The organism is Devosia sp. MC532 (assembly GCF_016461625.1).
Taxonomy (GTDB): domain Bacteria; phylum Pseudomonadota; class Alphaproteobacteria; order Rhizobiales; family Devosiaceae; genus Devosia.
Genome location: NZ_JAEMNZ010000006.1, coordinates 142,232 through 157,732, shown reverse-complemented (window position 1 = coordinate 157,732; position 15,501 = coordinate 142,232). Strand labels below are relative to the sequence as shown.

The 15,501-nt window shown below is 57.0% G+C and carries 19 protein-coding genes and 1 tRNA gene; 3 read left to right on the top strand and 17 right to left on the bottom strand.

Translation table 11 applies throughout. From position 1 onward, the window contains the following. Positions 1 to 65: 65 nt before the first annotated feature. The 3 genes from JHC09_RS09680 to JHC09_RS09670 all read left to right on the top strand — a co-directional run bounded on the left by JHC09_RS09680 (position 66) and on the right by JHC09_RS09670 (position 2,923). Positions 66 to 776, top strand: coding sequence for a DUF892 family protein (locus JHC09_RS09680; protein ID WP_199531788.1), 711 nt, complete (start codon positions 66 to 68; stop codon positions 774 to 776). 262 nt (positions 777 to 1,038) lie between these two features. Continuing rightward, positions 1,039 to 1,112: transfer RNA gene (locus JHC09_RS09675), tRNA-Gln, on the top strand. A 149-nt stretch (positions 1,113 to 1,261) separates the two neighbouring features. Continuing rightward, positions 1,262 to 2,923 carry a site-specific integrase gene (locus tag JHC09_RS09670; RefSeq protein WP_199531787.1) on the top strand — a complete coding sequence of 554 codons (1,662 nt, stop codon included), beginning with the start codon at positions 1,262 to 1,264 and terminating at the stop codon, positions 2,921 to 2,923. A gap of 66 nt (positions 2,924 to 2,989) precedes the next feature. Here JHC09_RS09670 and JHC09_RS09665 read toward each other — a convergent pair whose 3' ends face one another. The 17 genes from JHC09_RS09665 to JHC09_RS09585 form a co-directional block, all read right to left on the bottom strand. Continuing rightward, positions 2,990 to 3,397 carry a hypothetical protein gene (locus JHC09_RS09665; RefSeq protein ID WP_199531786.1) on the bottom strand — a complete coding sequence of 136 codons (408 nt, stop codon included), beginning with the start codon at positions 3,395 to 3,397 and terminating at the stop codon, positions 2,990 to 2,992. A 284-nt stretch (positions 3,398 to 3,681) separates the two neighbouring features. Continuing rightward, a complete protein-coding gene (locus tag JHC09_RS09660; protein ID WP_199531785.1) occupies positions 3,682 to 3,906 on the bottom strand; it encodes a hypothetical protein in 225 nt (74 codons plus the stop codon). 130 nt (positions 3,907 to 4,036) lie between these two features. Next, a complete protein-coding gene (locus JHC09_RS09655) occupies positions 4,037 to 4,525 on the bottom strand; it encodes a hypothetical protein (RefSeq protein ID WP_199531784.1) in 489 nt (162 codons plus the stop codon). A gap of 57 nt (positions 4,526 to 4,582) precedes the next feature. Then, positions 4,583 to 5,011 carry a hypothetical protein gene (locus JHC09_RS09650; protein WP_199531783.1) on the bottom strand — a complete coding sequence of 143 codons (429 nt, stop codon included), beginning with the start codon at positions 5,009 to 5,011 and terminating at the stop codon, positions 4,583 to 4,585. A gap of 360 nt (positions 5,012 to 5,371) precedes the next feature. After that, complete coding sequence (locus JHC09_RS09645) at positions 5,372 to 7,447, bottom strand: tail tape measure protein (protein WP_199531782.1); 2,076 nt, start codon at positions 7,445 to 7,447, stop codon at positions 5,372 to 5,374. Beyond that, positions 7,444 to 9,045, bottom strand: a complete 1,602-nt coding sequence (locus JHC09_RS09640; RefSeq protein ID WP_199531781.1) for a terminase TerL endonuclease subunit — start codon at positions 9,043 to 9,045, stop codon at positions 7,444 to 7,446. The genes JHC09_RS09645 and JHC09_RS09640 overlap by 4 nt, the downstream gene beginning before the upstream one ends. Beyond that, a complete protein-coding gene (locus JHC09_RS09635; protein WP_199531780.1) occupies positions 9,038 to 9,442 on the bottom strand; it encodes a phage terminase small subunit P27 family in 405 nt (134 codons plus the stop codon). Before JHC09_RS09635 ends, JHC09_RS09640 begins: the two co-directional genes overlap by 8 nt. Then, positions 9,439 to 9,753 carry a phage head closure protein gene (locus JHC09_RS09630; RefSeq protein WP_199531779.1) on the bottom strand — a complete coding sequence of 105 codons (315 nt, stop codon included), beginning with the start codon at positions 9,751 to 9,753 and terminating at the stop codon, positions 9,439 to 9,441. Before JHC09_RS09630 ends, JHC09_RS09635 begins: the two co-directional genes overlap by 4 nt. Then, on the bottom strand, positions 9,753 to 10,163 hold the full coding sequence (locus JHC09_RS09625; RefSeq protein WP_199531778.1) for a DUF3168 domain-containing protein: 411 nt from the start codon (positions 10,161 to 10,163) through the stop codon (positions 9,753 to 9,755). The genes JHC09_RS09630 and JHC09_RS09625 overlap by 1 nt, the downstream gene beginning before the upstream one ends. Next, entirely contained in the window at positions 10,160 to 10,585 is a 426-nt protein-coding gene (locus JHC09_RS09620; protein WP_349236536.1) for an HK97 gp10 family phage protein, read from the bottom strand. Before JHC09_RS09620 ends, JHC09_RS09625 begins: the two co-directional genes overlap by 4 nt. Next, a complete protein-coding gene (locus JHC09_RS09615) occupies positions 10,585 to 10,875 on the bottom strand; it encodes a head-tail connector protein (protein WP_199531777.1) in 291 nt (96 codons plus the stop codon). Before JHC09_RS09615 ends, JHC09_RS09620 begins: the two co-directional genes overlap by 1 nt. Then, positions 10,872 to 11,315, bottom strand: coding sequence for a hypothetical protein (locus tag JHC09_RS09610; RefSeq protein WP_199531776.1), 444 nt, complete (start codon positions 11,313 to 11,315; stop codon positions 10,872 to 10,874). The genes JHC09_RS09615 and JHC09_RS09610 overlap by 4 nt, the downstream gene beginning before the upstream one ends. After that, positions 11,312 to 11,668 (bottom strand): HNH endonuclease signature motif containing protein, encoded by a 357-nt coding sequence (locus JHC09_RS09605; protein ID WP_199531775.1) that lies wholly within the window; start codon positions 11,666 to 11,668, stop codon positions 11,312 to 11,314. Before JHC09_RS09605 ends, JHC09_RS09610 begins: the two co-directional genes overlap by 4 nt. Next, on the bottom strand, positions 11,668 to 12,288 hold the full coding sequence (locus JHC09_RS09600) for a hypothetical protein (RefSeq protein ID WP_199531774.1): 621 nt from the start codon (positions 12,286 to 12,288) through the stop codon (positions 11,668 to 11,670). The genes JHC09_RS09605 and JHC09_RS09600 overlap by 1 nt, the downstream gene beginning before the upstream one ends. Before the next feature lie 2 nt (positions 12,289 to 12,290). Continuing rightward, entirely contained in the window at positions 12,291 to 13,808 is a 1,518-nt protein-coding gene (locus tag JHC09_RS09595) for a phage major capsid protein (RefSeq protein ID WP_199531773.1), read from the bottom strand. After that, positions 13,808 to 14,125 (bottom strand): gene transfer agent family protein, encoded by a 318-nt coding sequence (locus tag JHC09_RS09590; RefSeq protein ID WP_199531772.1) that lies wholly within the window; start codon positions 14,123 to 14,125, stop codon positions 13,808 to 13,810. The genes JHC09_RS09595 and JHC09_RS09590 overlap by 1 nt, the downstream gene beginning before the upstream one ends. After that, positions 14,125 to 15,210 (bottom strand): phage portal protein, encoded by a 1,086-nt coding sequence (locus JHC09_RS09585; RefSeq protein WP_199531771.1) that lies wholly within the window; start codon positions 15,208 to 15,210, stop codon positions 14,125 to 14,127. Before JHC09_RS09585 ends, JHC09_RS09590 begins: the two co-directional genes overlap by 1 nt. Positions 15,211 to 15,501: the final 291 nt, after the last annotated feature.

Genomic DNA, 15,501 nt, shown 5'->3' with positions numbered 1-15,501 from the left:
ATCGCCGCCGTCCGGAACAAGACCGGAGCCCGGCCATTGATCGTCCTCAACTTAGGAGCGACACAATGGCTACTAGCGAAAAGACTCCCACGAAATCTTCGACGGCGAACGAAGAGAAGAAGCCAGCCTCTCGTACGAAAACGACCAAATCTGGTAAGACACGCACTGTGTCTCGCGCTAAGCCCGCTGCGGAGCAGAGGCAGCAGCGCGCCCAAACGGTAAAATCAAAAGCGCAAAAGGCCCCTGCCCGCAAAGCAGCAGCTACAGAAGAAAAAGGCCTCCTGGATCTTTTCGAGCATGCGCTACGCGACATGTATTACGCCGAGCGGAAAATTTATCGCTCGCTGCCAAAGATGATCAAGGCGGCCGATGACGCTGCACTGACGGAAGCCTTAAGCAACCATCGCGACGAAACGCAGGGCCACATCGAGACACTCGAAGAGGTCTTTGAATTGATGCATTTGCGCGTGAAAGGCGAAAAATGCGACGCCATTGATGGTATTCTGGAGGAAGCTGACGGGATTCTTGAAGATTTCGGCGATACGCTGGCTGGCGATGCGGCGATTATTTTCTCGGCTCGCGCGGTAGAGCATTACGAAATCTGCCGCTATCATGCGATGATCGGGTTTGCCGATGCGCTGGGCCTTGATGAGGTGCACGCCAAGCTGCAATCGATCTATGACCAAGAAACGGCATCGGACACGTTGCTAACGTCGTTGGCTGAGGACAGTGTTAACGAAGCCGCGTCTGAATACGACGAAGGTGACAGTCAGTAATCTCGGCAAGTTTCGGCCCGCTCCTGTGAGCGGGTCGATGTCTTTTCGGAGCGGGATATTCAACCCAGCGATCGTTGGGCGCCATAGGTGCTGCCGACAGGTTTTGATGTGGACAACTAGAAAAGCTCAGTTCAGCCCTTGACCCGCTGCAAAGAGAATTTTATGTAGCACCCATCAACGACGAACGCACAAGTGCTTCAGAACGTTGGTGTCAGCAAAGGTTAGCTACAACCTTTGACCAGCCCGCTCATTAGGGCCATGCTGGGGAATAGTTCAATGGTAGAACAGCGGACTCTGACTCCGTCAATCTTGGTTCGAGTCCAGGTTCCCCAGCCAATCCTCCCTAAGTCATTGAAATCGCAATAAGTCCTTGCAAATCAAGGGCCTCGTAGCGGCTCACTGACCCACTTTAGCGCCCCACCGGGAACGACTTGAAACAGTCTGACGGTGGCAGCGCTATAACACTTGGGGAAGGAGAATTACGCATGCCTACTGGCTCCAACCTCAAAGTTCGCAACTCGGTTTATTACGTGCGCCTCAAGGTGCCTGTTGAGTTGCATCATCTCATGAACACTCGCGAGCTAGCCCGCTCGCTGAACACCAAAGATCGGCGGGCGGCGAATGTTCGCAAGCTCTCTGTGCTATCCGAATGGCATTCAAAATTCGAAGAGCTTCGTCGTCGCCGTGATATGACTGAAGCTGATTTTGCCGCGGCTACTTGGGAGCACTATTCGGACGAGCTCCTTACCGATGAGGTGGAACGCACGCTGCCGGAACTGTCAAACACCCGGCTCAAACCAACCAACAAGGACCACTACCTCAAGACGCTCCGCGAACATCTTGGCAGTGGCAAAACCGTGCTGATCGAGTGGGCAGCTGACGCCTACATCGAGCGCAACCGCTTGTTAGTCGACCGGAGCAACACCCAGTATCGCGAACTCTGTTTCCGCCTTATGCGCGCACAGATCGAAGTGCTTCTGCGGACCGAAGAGCGCGACCATGGCAATTACGCAGGACAGCCAGTAGATCCGATTGTGACGCGTCCTGACGCTTCTCATGAGATCGCAAAACCGGGCGAACGCCTGTCCGACCTCTTTGAGGTCTACGCAAAGGAAAACCCAAAAGCTATCGCAGACGCTACTCTCGCGCAGGCGCGGCGCGACATTGGCACATTCATCGACCTTGTGGGCTCGGACTTCCCGGTCACGAAGCTCGACAAAAAGGCAGTTCGGGAGTGGAAAACATTGCTGCAGTCGTACCCTGTGAAAGCTACCGAGATGACCATTTTTAAGGGGCTCAACTTCCGCGAAATCATCACCGCCAACGGCCAGCGGCCCGTGCCGAAGCCCACCATTTCTGCGAAGACCGTGAACCGCTACTTGGCCGGATTTGGGGCATTCTGCAATTGGCTGGCAGCACACGACTACATAGCCAACAACCCCTTTACAGACATGTATTTGACGGTGGACAAGACGAAAACCAACGTGCTTCCATTCACGGATGAACAGCTCACCACGCTCTTCTCGTCACCGCTCTTCACAGGTTGCTTGAACGACAAGAAATGGCACGTGGCTGGCAATTACCAGATCCGGGATCACCGCTATTGGCTGCCTCATGTGATGATGTACTCCGGCGCAAGGCCGGGTGAAATTGCTCAGCTTCTCGTCGACGACGTGCGGCAGATGCACGGCGTGTGGTGCATGCACATCACGGAAGAAGGCGATGAAACTAAGAGTGTGAAGAATAAGGGATCATTCCGCGTGGTACCGATCCACTCGAAGTTAATTGAGCTAGGCTTTATTGCGCACGTACAAAAGCAGCGCGAAGCGAGTGCGCAACGCGTCTTCCCGGAAGCAGAACGCAATGAACGCGGGCAAATCGCCGCGAAGTTTGAACGGAAGTTCGGTCCGTACCTCACCAAGCTCGGCTTGAAAGATGGACGTGGCCTTTGCCTGTACAGCCTGCGGCACGGCTTCTCAGACGCGATGCGCAGGGCAGGATATATGGACGAGGAGTTCGGCTTCTTGATGGGCCACAGCAAGTCCAGCATGACCGCCCGGTATGGCCAGCTACCACAGGGCACGTTGCAGAAGCGTGTCGAGTTGATCGAAGCGGTCAATTACGCCGTCATTATCAGCAGCCCTTGATCAATATCACCGCAATAAGGATTGATGGGCCCGCTGAGAGTGGGCCCATCGTAGAGTTCACCTTTTTCAAAGACGGTAGGCGATGACTCCTGCCATCTCATTTAGGTCCAGATCGCCTATGTCCTTATCGGCAAGGAACTCCCGAAGATACTCAGCGACACGTTTGCGCGGGCTGTCAGTGATGAAATCAATCAGAAGGATCAGCTTCCGTAGCATCTCTTTCTGCACGTCAATCGCCCCACTCAGGTATTCCTCCATACCGGATGCTAGGCGCTCAATTTCATAGTCAGTGTACTCAAGAATTTCTTCAACGATGCACGAGGCGTACTCAATATCTAGCTCTTCGTGAGCCTGTTGCTCACGCTGGCTCACGCCCAGAGCATGGCCTTCTGCACGAAGCTGGCGCCTAGCATTAAATTCCTCGTAAGATACGATGGTTGCGTACGGCGCGGCAGCAATGGTATCGTCAGACATATCAAACTTTCTAAGAAGGTTTGGATGCGGCTCGGCCTCGTAAACTTCGCCGCATCACAATAGAGATCACGCGGCGCGGCCTTATGGTCGCGTCGTTTGCCATCAATTGATAGCTTCGTGGACTGCGCAGACGCTAAGCGACCAGACACGCAAAAGCACCGCAGCGAAAACGCAGCGATGCCGTCCATTCAGATATTTGGTTGGATGCCCTATTCAACAAATCGAAGGTTGGAATTCAATAGGGAAAATTAGGGACGCATAGAAAACCGTTCACTCGGCCCGTTTTAGGCACCTGACCCGTTATCAAGCTGCATCGAGGCGCGCCACTTCTCAGGCCAAATATTAAACGCACCGCCAAGGCGATCCGCGAGCGTATGCTCCTCGACCTTGCCGGAAGCCATGCAGGGCTGCACCCCTAGCCAGCCGCGCAACGCCACATCACGATTCATAGCCTTAATAAGGTCGTTCCAAGTCGCGTCACGTAGGAACACCGGTGTATCTGCTTGCATAAAGCTCTCCCTGACAATGAATTGAGCATCGCGCAATCCACACCACGCAGTCAAGAAAAATGCGCACCAAAAATCACTCTAAGTCATTGATAAATAAACATTTATTTACAACCCACGGAGAACGAAAAGACTACTTCGACACCCCCAACAGCGCATCGACAAACGCATCAAGCTCTGCGAGTTCCGCATCGCGCTCCTTCTTCTTTTTGCGCCGCAATGCTCTCTCCGCCGACTGTTCCGCAGTTGTCTTTTTACTACGCGCCCTAGCTTGCGCCTCAGCGTTTTTCGACAGATCCCGGGCAGCACGCTCCTCCGGATCAAGGCCACTCACGTATTCACGCACAGCACCGTTTTTCTTACTGGCATAAGCCTCGCGCTGCTTGAGATTATAGGCAACTCGGCCTTCACCTGCGCGGTAATCGTCAATTAGCCCACCAACCTCCCGCAAACTCCGCCTGTTCCGCGAATGCAACCGAGATGCATTGTGCCTCTCCGCCTTAGATTGCACCTCCTTCTTCCAATGCGAGATTACCTCAAGCCGCTGCCTAAAGCTCTCACGACGCTCAAGGTCTTGATCCTTTAAACTCTGCTCAGCCAGACTATTATCTTCGGTGCTCATTTCTTCTTTTGCCGCCCGTGACTTAGATCAAATACAAGAAGCTCCGCCACCCGTATGTTATGAGAGCGCTTGTTCGATCAGCCCCGCAAGATCCTCCGCTAACGTGAGCGGAAAAGCGACCTCCGCACCCGGGAAAGGCGCAATGATTTTTATTCCGGTGCCTTGCCTCACAACGCCGAAGCGAAGGTCCACGTTCAACTGGGATGGGGCACCCTCGACTACAGACCGGATAGCCCGTGCAAGTGCGCCAGCAGCATCCAAACTGTAGGTCACTGCATTGCCCTGCCCCATATCGACGCGAATGCCGCTTGTGACCCGCTCGACAGAAATCCCAGGAATAGACTGATCAATTGTTCCGGCCTCAATCTTCGCCCGGATGATTTGCGTGATCACATCGGCCACGGAAATGCCCTCCACTTGAGCAATTGATTTAAGCTGTGAGAGGCGACGCGGATCTAGACGAACAGTGACTGGTGGCTGTGGCATAAAATCTCCTAAATGAATAAGTCATGTATACACTAGTGTATATGTATGTGGCAAGAAAAATCTCACTCATGTCCGTAAGCGTTCTCATTCGTAATTTATATACACGTATACATATAGTATATGATTATAAAATAGACAAAGAAATCCATTACGGACACGGATAGCACTCGGCCTTCCGGCCTCGAAGGAAGAAAGCGCTTCGCGCTTCAGCGGGCTACGCCCGCTGGCCAGAGAATGGCATCACCGGAATAGCTTTCCTCTAAACCTAAACACACTTATCGGCGATAAGCCGAAGAAGAACCTACACGGGCAGTTCCGGTGCTACTTTCTGTTCCGCCCCCCCCGGCCAGCACAGCCTCTCTATCCGCTGCGTGTGTTGAATAGATTTCCTACCCGGCGCTGCTTCCGCATTTCCTCAACCACAGCTGCACGCAGGCCACCTTCCATCTCGCGGCGCATCCGTTTCGCCAAGTCAGCGTTCTGTTCCGGAGTTCCAGCGGAGCCATTCACCGTGATAGGCGCATTGATCGTCACGCCCGGAACGGCATTGTCGTTTGAATGGCGCACATTCTGGTTGGCAGCACGGAGCGAGGGCCCATCGCCGACCAAACCGCCGACAGCAAAAGCAGGAACAGTCCCGGCATTGATGGCGCGCAGAAGGTCTAGGTGTTTGGCCGTCTGAGAGGCCCGAACCACAAACTCGCCATCTGAGAGCCGGGCCGGAATACTGTCACTGGTTGCCGTGCCTGGGCCACGAATAAGGCCCCCGGTTGCGGCTTCCACCACCCCGCCTTCGCTGAACCCCAAAACGCCGCCAAGCAAGCCTCCCGGCGCACCAAAAATGCTTCCGAACAGCGTGCTGATCAGGCCGTCCAGCGCCATATCAAGCAAGCGGTCTGCGAGCCTGCCGAACGCGTTGGCCAGTGCAGTTGCGCCATCCACGCCGTTACGCAGGTCACTGACCAGCCCGCCAAGGAAGTCCTTCGCCATCCCCTTCGCACCATCCATAGCCGTCTGCATTGTCTGCATGGCGGCGTTCTGACTTTCGATCTCGGTGACGAGCGCGCGGATAGAGCCGCGTTGTTGATCGGTTGCTCCCGCACCAGCCCGGCGAAGCTCTGCGTCGATCCGCTTCTCCACTTCGGACATGCCGATAAGGCGCAGCTCGTTCTCAAGCTCAGCTACGAGCTCTGCAGCAGCGTCACGCTCTTCCCGCAGCGCTGAAGCTCTGCCTGAGCGCTCTCCACCGCTACCCTTCTTGTCACGCTCCACGACGACCGAGAGCGGAGGCGTCATGCTCGACCACATCTCGTCAACGCTGTCGTAGGTTGGCGTAGTCAGTCCGGCGAATACGGCGTTAACGTCGAACTGCGTTGGGTCTGTGCGCTTGTTGATGGCCGCCGTCAGCTCAGCAATTTCAGTCGATAAGCTGCTCTTGGCGTCGTCATGACCGACCCCGGTGTTGAACCAACCGCTCAGCTCGCCTTTGGCTTCCCGCTCAAGCACTCCATCGAGCACTGCCTGCTTGTCCGCGAGTTGACGCTGCATGACAGACAAATCACGCGTTTCCAACGGCGCGGTCTTGGCGCGCAGATCAGCCATTGCCGGAAGCTGGTTGAACGTATTGAGGAAGTCGACCAGCGCCAGAGATGCACCAACAATCGCCTGCTTGAGCGCACTGCCCACCGTGTTCGCCACAGCGTTGAACCGCCGGTCCAGCTCATCCGCTTTCGCAACGAGGTCATCGCTCAAAACGAGCCCAAGATCGTGGGCTTCCTGCTGCGTTGCACGGATAGCGTTCGCGCCCTGCTCGATCAGCTGCACGAAGCGTTCGCCGCCAGTACCACCAAACAACTCGTCCGCGATGCGGATTTGCGCTGCGCGATCCAAGTGCCCCAGCTTACCGATGATCTCGGTGAAAAGGGCACTAGGGTCGCGCAGCTTCACCTTGAGCATTTCCGCGTTATAGCCAAGGCGCGCGAAAGCTTCTGCAGCCGGGCCTTCACCAGTGAACACGAACTCATCCGCCCGAAGGTTTAGCTCTTTGATCCCGTCAACCAGACTATCGACGCCGATGCGGTTCTGCTCGGCAACGTATTTGAGCTCCTGAAAATCCTTGAGGCTTAACCCCGCCCGTTTAGCTTCGTCGCCAATCTCTGCAATGCCGCGCGCAATATCGCTACCCCGGCTCAAGATGCCCATAACGCCACCGGCAGCTAGGCCACCAACAAAGCCCGCAGCCATGTTCTTGCCGACGTTGCCCATTCTGCGGCTAAGGCCGGAGAAATGCTTCTCGATATCAACTGCGGCGCGCTTGCTGCGCTTTTCCATTCCGTCGAAGTTTTTGCCAACGATGCCGCTGGCCTTCTTCATTTCGCGCTCAAGCTTGTTGATGCGCGCCTCGACGGAGACGGCAAGGATCTGATCGTTATTCATCCATAGACCTTCTGCATAAATTCGGGGTCGTCCCATGCGGACGAAGAGTTGTCATTGGCGGTTGCCCGCGATACCGCCATCCAAGCCGCAACAGCGCCATCGATGCGCCCGGTGCTCTTGCCTTTGTGCATCGTGCGATTGCCTGCGCTGTCGGTGTGGATGGCAACATTAGAAAAGCACCAACGCAGCAGCGGATGCCCGCCGTGGCGGAACCTTCCACCTGCAATGACGCGCTCTAGCTCGTTCAAGGCTGGCGACTGCGTAACCCACCCCTGACGCATCGTGAGCACCGGCAAGCCTTCATCCATCAACGGAGCCATCACAGGCTGCGCATAGGCCGGATCGAAGTTGATTTCTTGCACGTCAAAGCGCGCGCAGAGTTCAAGGATGTGGTCAGTGACAGCGCGGTAGTCGATCACGTTGCCGGGTGTGGCGGTGAGATAGCCCTGCTCTGCCCAAGCAGGATACGGGACGCCATCGCGGTCCGCTCGGTCCCGAAGTAGATCCCCCGGAACGAAGAACTGCGGCAACACGCTGATCGTGCCATCTTCATCGCGAAACGCGGCGACGACGGCGGTTAGGTCGGTGGTTGTCGACATATCGACGCCAATCCAACACGGCGCGTTGTCCATCGGCTCAACCTCGCCACCGGCCCGGTCGTAAACCTCCATATCCACGAACGGATCGGTGGATTGGTCCAGCCAGATATTGAGCTTGAGCTGCTTGAAGCTCTGCCGCTCGCGCATGCTGCGCTCCGCTTTTGCAGCGGCACGGCGAAATCCCTCAAGGCTCGGATAGCCATGAACGAGGCCGGGGTTGGTTTGATACCAGACGGCCTCATCACGCCAATCTGCATCCCGGTCAGCTTCGAACAGGATTGGCAGAATGGACGGATCTTCGACTTCACCACGAGCGACCTTACGCGCGGCCTCGATCTGCTCCCATGCAACGTTCTCCTGACCACGCCCGGCAGTCGTCGCGACCACCATCAACGTGTTGTCGGATTTATCGAGACCGGACTGCAAAGCCTCCCAGAGGTAGAAGTTGGGCCAAACGTGCAGTTCATCGGCCAGCACGAAATTGGGCGTCCGACCGTGCTGCGTGCCTGCGTCGCCAGAGATAACCTCAAGCGTAACGCGCTCTTTGCCGTAGACGATCTTTTTAGCGCTGTTGTGAGCGTCGTAGACCTTCACTGCGCCAGCAACACGGGCATCGGCCTGCACAATGCTCAGCGCCTCTTTGAAGGCGATGCTGGCCTGTTTCCGGTCGGCGGCTGCAAAGACCGCTTCACCGTGCGGGACGCGCTCCGGCCCGATGGTGTGCAGCAGCGCCAATGCCGCAGCCGTGCTGGTCTTGCGGTTGCCGCGAGGCAGCAAGAGCACAACGGTTTTGACGATCCGCGAGCCGTCTGGATGGCGAGGCCCGTAGATGCGCCGCACAATCCGCTCAAGCCACGGATCGAGCTGGAAGCCCTTACCGGCTAGCTTGCTCTTGGGATGTTTGAGGCGACGCAGAAACGTCACCGCGCGCTCGCCGTCGCCAAACGTATCTTCGATAGGTGTGCCGTCGTAAATCCAAGCCGGATAGGTCTTAGACATTAAGCGGGCTATCGTCGTCGTCACCGCCCGCATCATTGCGTACGGCTGGCCGTGACCGACTAACGGGCGTCAACCCAAGCTCAGCAGCGCAAAGGCGCTGTGTTGTCTGAGCGGCATTCATGATGCCAAATGCGGGATGGCGCTTGCCATCAGCTGTGACCAGCCCATCAACGTTTATGATGCGCTGCGCCTGCCGCATGCTGCTCGTTGAGAGGCAGTAGCTTTCCAGCGTGCCGAGATCGGCTTCGGTGAGAGTTTTGCGTTCGAGTACGAGGATAGGCGCAATCTTGCGCCACTCGGCCTTAGCGTCTTTGGGAAAGTAGCTGGGCGGCGACGGTACTTCCGTAACCGGACTGCTGCCCATGACGATTGCATTGGGTTTGCGTCCGCGTGTCATGGAGCCACCTTGCAGCGTAGTTCCATAGCCCTGCGACGGCCCAACTGCACGATAGCACTGATACCGTAGCTCTGACCTGCATAAACAACCCGGTCCTTGGTCGTGAGCCCATGATAATGCCGGATGCGGAACACCATGTCCGCCCCCTCGCCTTCCCCATAAGCGCGGGCCACTTCGGCTGACAAATTGCTCAGCAGCTCCGCCCGCAGCACGGCAAAGTCCGTCCAAGTCGCGGTTACGGTCCCAGCCGAGGAAACGATCTCAGATTGGCGCTGCAATGTGATGGTGCGGTCCAACCGCCCGGCGCGCATCACAGGTGATACCCCATCAGGGCGCGCAAGCTGATTACTGCATGCCCGCAACCAGATGCATCGCGCATATAGATACTGCGCTCGACGTGAATACCGTCTGTCAGATCGAAGCCAGGCACAGCAATGTCACGCCCAATCGCGGTCCACACAGCGCCGCCTAGGGCCTTGGTTTTCTCTAGCCCATCTCCCTCTGCCCAAATGTGCAGATCGAGATAGCAGGTCACGTTCCGATATTTCGAATAGTGACCGGCTACCACGACCTGCCCAGCGCCAAGGATGATACTTGGGAACGCTTCGGGCCGCGTGTCGCCGTCGCGAATGTGTTTGGCGTCCACCAGCTCCATCACGTGTGGCGAGGCGATAAGGCGTGACCGGATGGCGGTCTGCAATGCAAGGCTGGGTTCATTCACGGCGTGTTCCAATGCGTTTTGATGGCTTTCCGCATGGCGCGGTTGATCCGGTTATTGATGCGCTTCTGAAGCGTGCGCACAGCAGGCCAGAAGTAAGGCTGTGCAGGTGCGTCAGCCGTGCCGTACTCTACAAGGTGCGGGTAGCGTACGTCTTGATTGCCGACGGTAACGATGGCTTCCAGATCGTGTGCCACACGCTCACCGCCGGGCTGGCTGTAGGCAGGCGTGGTGCCACCGGGCAGCGTCACCGTAATGCTGTCGATGAGTGCGCCTGTATCGCGCGACAGCAAAGCCAGATGGCCCATCATGCCTGCCAGCTCGTCGGCAGATTTGGCGATGCTCGGCTTGATATCGGCACGTATGGCGTCTGGAATGCCCTCAATCCGGCCCATAAGGCGTTTAACTTGCGCGGAATAGGCCACTAAAACACCCATTTCCGGTGTGGTGCGACCAGTTCCCAGAAGCCCAATGGCAGCTCGTTTGCGCCGACGCCGACCAGTACAGCTTCCCGGTTTTCATAGAAGTGGGCAGCAAGCATCAGCACCGCGCGACGAAGGCCACCCGGCGCATCGTCATAGTTTACGGGCGTTTCAGCGCCGATAGCGCTGCTTGTGTGGTCGAGTGCGTCAGCGACCATGCCTGTAAGCAGGGCATCGTCTGCATCGTCATCTATGATGTTGAGCTGAGCCTTAAGGTCTGAAAGTGCGGTCACTGTAAAAACTCTATTTGCGAAATATCTTGCGTCACGCTCCCCCCGCCGGTCCCCGAAGGAACGGCAAAGTTATCAACTACCCCCGGCCCTGCCGCAGGCTTCACCTGAAGCTGCCAAGGAATGCTGTGCCTAAGCTTTGGCGTCGTGACAGCCTGCTCAAACGTCATGCCGTTCTTCATCCGGTAACGCAGCACAGCGACAGAGTGACCACACAGCACGGACCACTCTTCGAGCGTTCTGCGTTTGCCATCGAGCGAGTAAAGCCGAGCACTACTGCGCCGCAGAACAACTGCATCGGTCGACCTTGGAGTTGGAACCATAGACTGCACTGGTGGCTGGTTGCGGCGCATCGCTATGTGAGCGTAGGCACGTTCACGCGCTGCCCGGCAGTCGGCTTCAAACTCAAGGCGATCAATCTCGCGCGCTTCTTCAGGCGTCATTGCTGCACCGCCCTGCGCTCTTCGCGCTGCTTGGTACTGTTATGATGATGAGCGCACAGAGCCTGCCAGTTGGCGCGATCCCAGAACAAGGCATCATCGCCTGTATGAGCAACGATGTGGTCGACATGGCTGGCCGGAGTATTGCATCCGGGATGCACGCAAAGAGGGTTGGCGATGAGGTAGGCAGAGCGTGCCTTACGCCACTCGCCATTGTATCCGCGCGCGCCAGACGATGGGCGACGACGATCATGGCGAGCTTTCCGTGCGCGATCACTTGCGACCTGACAGGAGCAGCGCTCAGCAGAAGGAACGATGTTGCCGCAACGGCAAAGACGTGGAGGTGCAACTGGCATTAGAGCGCGCGCTCCTTGCCTTTAAGAGCACGCAGGCCAGCACGATCAAAAGCCGGATCGCGGCCATCGCGTTCGATCTGATCGAGAAGCGCTTCGGTGTATTGCGGGACGGCCTGTGCGGCCTGATCGGAGGAGCCGAACACAGCCTTCAGGATGTCGGTGATGAGGTCTGTGCGCCCGTTCTTGGAGGCGATGATTTCTGCGGGGGTCGCGTTCCATGCTTCCTCTGGAGTCCAGCCCAGCCAGCCGGTCGCAATCTCGAACAGACGGGTATGCATCTCAGATGGCGATAGGGACTCTCCGGGCGTCGCTGGAGCCGGTTTAGCGTCGTATGGATCAATGCCTGCCACCGCCAACGCAAACTCGCTCAGCGGGCCTGTAAGACGATTGCGGACCACGCCAAGGCCTGTTGCTGCGATCTCTCTCTGCAACAGGCTTGGCTTGATCCCTGCCTCGCCAAACACATCAGCTATGACGGTGAAATTGAAGTCCTGAACGGCACTTAACAGCCCATTGAGCTGGTGCCTCCGAACAAGCCGCATGCAGGCGCGAAGAGACGGGCGAAGCTCGAAAGCCTCGCCTGCCAATTCAACGAAAATGCTGTCAGCACCAAGCCGCAAGATTAAGCGGCCATCTTGAGCTTGCGGAACGCATCAGGGCGAACCACGCCAGCGCCAACGCGACGACGCGCGTGGAAGCGATGCTGACCTTCTGTTGCCAGAATGAACGGGTTGGACAGAATAGCGAGGTCCAAACGATCATAGATGCGATAGCCAGCCTTGAAGTCGCCATACGCAATCGGGAAAGCGTTGGCGGCGATATCTGGCATGTCGATCAGCTCGACCACCGGACGGCCAAGGATCGTTTCTGGCTGACCGGCCTGATACGACGGCTGCCACAAGTAATTGCCGTTGCCATCCTTGAGCTTACGGACCGCAGCAAGCGTGCTGCCGTTCATGGTCCACGTGCCAGCGTTACGATAGATGCCCGGCAGGCTGTAGAGCATCGAGATCAGAGCATCAGCCGAAAGGTTGGCGGCGTGACCGTTTGCGTGAGCGGCAATACCAGCGTCAGCCATGAAGCCCTTGGGCTCGACTGCAGTGCTGCCGTTTACGAAAGCGGTCCCTTCCTTCTTGGCAAAGTCTTCAGCAAGCGCCAAGCGCACTTCACGCAATGCGGTTTCGCCGGAGTCTTCGACCAGCCAGTTGGAGAGATCCACGTGCGTCGTCAGTTCTTTGACCGGGATTTCCATCTGGTCGAACGAAGGCAGCGAACCTTCGGAAGCGACAGTCTCACCAGTCCACTTGGCATTGGTGATGCCGGTGCGCTTTGGCAGAATGATGGTGTGTGTGCCGATGGTGCGAACGTCAGCGATAGCGCGAACCGGCGACCATTCGACCAGATTGCGGATGAACTCTGAGGACACCTCTTCTGGTGCCAGAACGTAGTTCGGAGCGTCATTGGCGACGGTCAACGCCTTGCGATGATGGTCCGCGATACCGTCGCGACCAATGCGCAAATAATTGCCGAAAGCAACAACTGCCTCTGGCTGCTGATTACCGGTCCCAACGACCGGGCGGTTGGCTTTGGCCTCAACCTTGTCCAAACGTGCGGTCAGCTTGGCGATGTTCTCGTTCGCAGCCTTGAGCTCAATACTCGCAGCTTCATTGTTAGTCTGGTGGTCCATAGAGGTTCCTTCGGGAGTGGATTTCACAGAGGTAATCCGCGCACCCGGATGGACCGGACGGCGACATAAAGAAATTTCGGTGATGGTCAGGGCGTTGAATTTACGGCCACCGCTCGGCAGCGCATCGAAGCCAGCAGCCCTAAAGCCGATAGAAAGGCCGGTGATGCGCTTGTTGCGCATGTCATCGCGCGCCTTGCGAGCTGGGCCGATCCCTTCAACGAAGAGACGCCCTTTAACTTCAAGGCCGGCGTCGGTTTCGGTAGCCTGTTCCCAGACCCCAACAACCTGCGACTGGTCGTGCTCCATGACGATGGGCAAAGCCGGTGGCAGCGAGAACGCCCCCTTCTCGATTACGTCACCAACGCTATCAGCAGTTCCAAACGGCCAAGCCAAACCGGTGATCGTGCCAGCGTCATCGATGCTGACTTCCGCTTTGATTTCGAGCTTGTCCATTAGACTGTGCCCTTCCCTGCAGGCGGCACGGTAGGACCGGTCCATAGATCGTTGAGAATATCGAGTGCCAGCAAATGCACTTCGCCCAGCGAATGGGCTTTGACGTAGGTGTTCGTGAGAGCGCTAGCCTCTTCAGGATGAGCACCACCACCGATCAGACCCAGACGGATCGTATTGACCAGTTCGGCAAAGCTCGCGCGCCGAACGCCATCCACGATAGCGGCGATGCCTTTTCCGGTGAGGCGTTCAAGTTCGGGGATCAGATGCGGGGTCAGCGAGAAATTGCGCTCGCGGTCGCCAAAGAATGCAGTGTGCACTAAGCAGCGTCTTTCTGAATTTCAGTTGGTAGTTTGACGGAAGGCTCCTGCGAGGCGCTGGTCGTGTATGGGTTCTGCAGCACGTCACCGCCCGGTAACGGCGGCAGGTTGAGCCCGGCACGAACTTCATTGGCGGTCAGCACGCCCATGCTGCGGTACTGCCCATAGGACGCGGCACGGCTGGCAAAACTGACGGTCAGAAGATCGTCGGTGATGAACTCGAAGAAGCGCTCAGTGCGCTCTTCTGGCGACAGCAGCACGCGGGCGTAGGCCCACTCCCAGGCACGAAGCCAAGGACGAAGCGTGTAGGTCAGAAACTGCTGCCCCATCTCTTCGGTGTTTGCCCAAGTGCCACGCGTCAAATCGAAAAGCATGGTCGGTGGAACGCGGAATGCGCGAGCAATCTCTTCCGTCTGGAAGCGACGCATCTCAGCGAACTGCGCATCAACGCTCGTCATGGTTATAGGCGTGTATTCGGTGTCAGCCGGAACGACGGCAGTGCCGCCGGAATTTCCGCGCCCGAAGGCTGCATTCCAGCTCGCTTTGATGTTCTCGATGGCAGTTGCGTTCTTCTGGCCGGTTTTCAGAATGCCGGAAGGGCGAGCTGAGTTGGCGAAGAGTTGCGCGGCATGACGCTCAAGGTCCGCCGCTACCGAAATTGCATTGCGGGCGCGAGTGACGGGCGCTGTGTCGCCAAAGGCGCGTATATGCAGAACATCATGGTAATCGTAACGGACTGACTTGCGCCCTTGGTTTACCATGTAAAACGGCTCACCAGTTGCCTCGTCAGACCTTATTTCTACGGCAGCAGGCTCAATGCGAATGAACTCGACTACGCGCCCCTCGGAGGTGCGGTTCGCGATAGCAAAGCCACCGCTATCATTGAGCAACGCATCCCGCGTAAGCTGAGTACGCAGTTCAGCAGCACTAGTCCATTCATTGGCCTCGTCATGCGCAAGGCGAAAGGCAAGGTGAGCCGGGTCGACCTCCTTACCCTCTGCATTACGCACGAACAGCTTAACCGGAAGAGTACCGACGGCATCGGCTATCAACTCGACAGCACACGACACTGCCGGGACCTGCATGAGTGACTTCGAAGTACTCGGCACGCGGGAATGAGATGAGAGGCCATCAATGGCCCAAGGCGCAAACAAACCACCTAACGTCAACGGCTCAATATTTTGCTCAGGAAGGCCTTTGCGAGAGATGCCATAAAGGAAGTCAGTTAAAGCCAATTGCCCAGCCCATGCGGTACTATAATACCACATAGTGCCAGATCCAACGCCCGTTGTGAATCCCCAAAAGAGATCCAAACCTAATAAAAATAGCCAACCAGATAATGCAGTAAGCAGCCTATTTGGCCGCCGTGGGATCAA

Coding starts and splice junctions, on each gene's coding strand:
- JHC09_RS09655 (WP_199531784.1), bottom strand. CDS start 4,525: ATGAGCACCGAAGATAATAGTCTGGCTGAGCAGAGTTTAAAGGATCAA.
- JHC09_RS09630 (WP_199531779.1), bottom strand. CDS start 9,753: ATGCGCGCCGGGCGGTTGGACCGCACCATCACATTGCAGCGCCAATCT.
- JHC09_RS09660 (WP_199531785.1), bottom strand. CDS start 3,906: ATGCAAGCAGATACACCGGTGTTCCTACGTGACGCGACTTGGAACGAC.
- JHC09_RS09640 (WP_199531781.1), bottom strand. CDS start 9,045: ATGTCTAAGACCTATCCGGCTTGGATTTACGACGGCACACCTATCGAA.
- JHC09_RS09585 (WP_199531771.1), bottom strand. CDS start 15,210: ATGCAGGTCCCGGCAGTGTCGTGTGCTGTCGAGTTGATAGCCGATGCC.
- JHC09_RS09595 (WP_199531773.1), bottom strand. CDS start 13,808: ATGGACAAGCTCGAAATCAAAGCGGAAGTCAGCATCGATGACGCTGGC.
- JHC09_RS09645 (WP_199531782.1), bottom strand. CDS start 7,447: ATGAATAACGATCAGATCCTTGCCGTCTCCGTCGAGGCGCGCATCAAC.
- JHC09_RS09670 (WP_199531787.1), top strand. CDS start 1,262: ATGCCTACTGGCTCCAACCTCAAAGTTCGCAACTCGGTTTATTACGTG.
- JHC09_RS09635 (WP_199531780.1), bottom strand. CDS start 9,442: ATGACACGCGGACGCAAACCCAATGCAATCGTCATGGGCAGCAGTCCG.
- JHC09_RS09605 (WP_199531775.1), bottom strand. CDS start 11,668: ATGCCAGTTGCACCTCCACGTCTTTGCCGTTGCGGCAACATCGTTCCT.
- JHC09_RS09610 (WP_199531776.1), bottom strand. CDS start 11,315: ATGACGCCTGAAGAAGCGCGCGAGATTGATCGCCTTGAGTTTGAAGCC.
- JHC09_RS09680 (WP_199531788.1), top strand. CDS start 66: ATGGCTACTAGCGAAAAGACTCCCACGAAATCTTCGACGGCGAACGAA.
- JHC09_RS09650 (WP_199531783.1), bottom strand. CDS start 5,011: ATGCCACAGCCACCAGTCACTGTTCGTCTAGATCCGCGTCGCCTCTCA.
- JHC09_RS09665 (WP_199531786.1), bottom strand. CDS start 3,397: ATGTCTGACGATACCATTGCTGCCGCGCCGTACGCAACCATCGTATCT.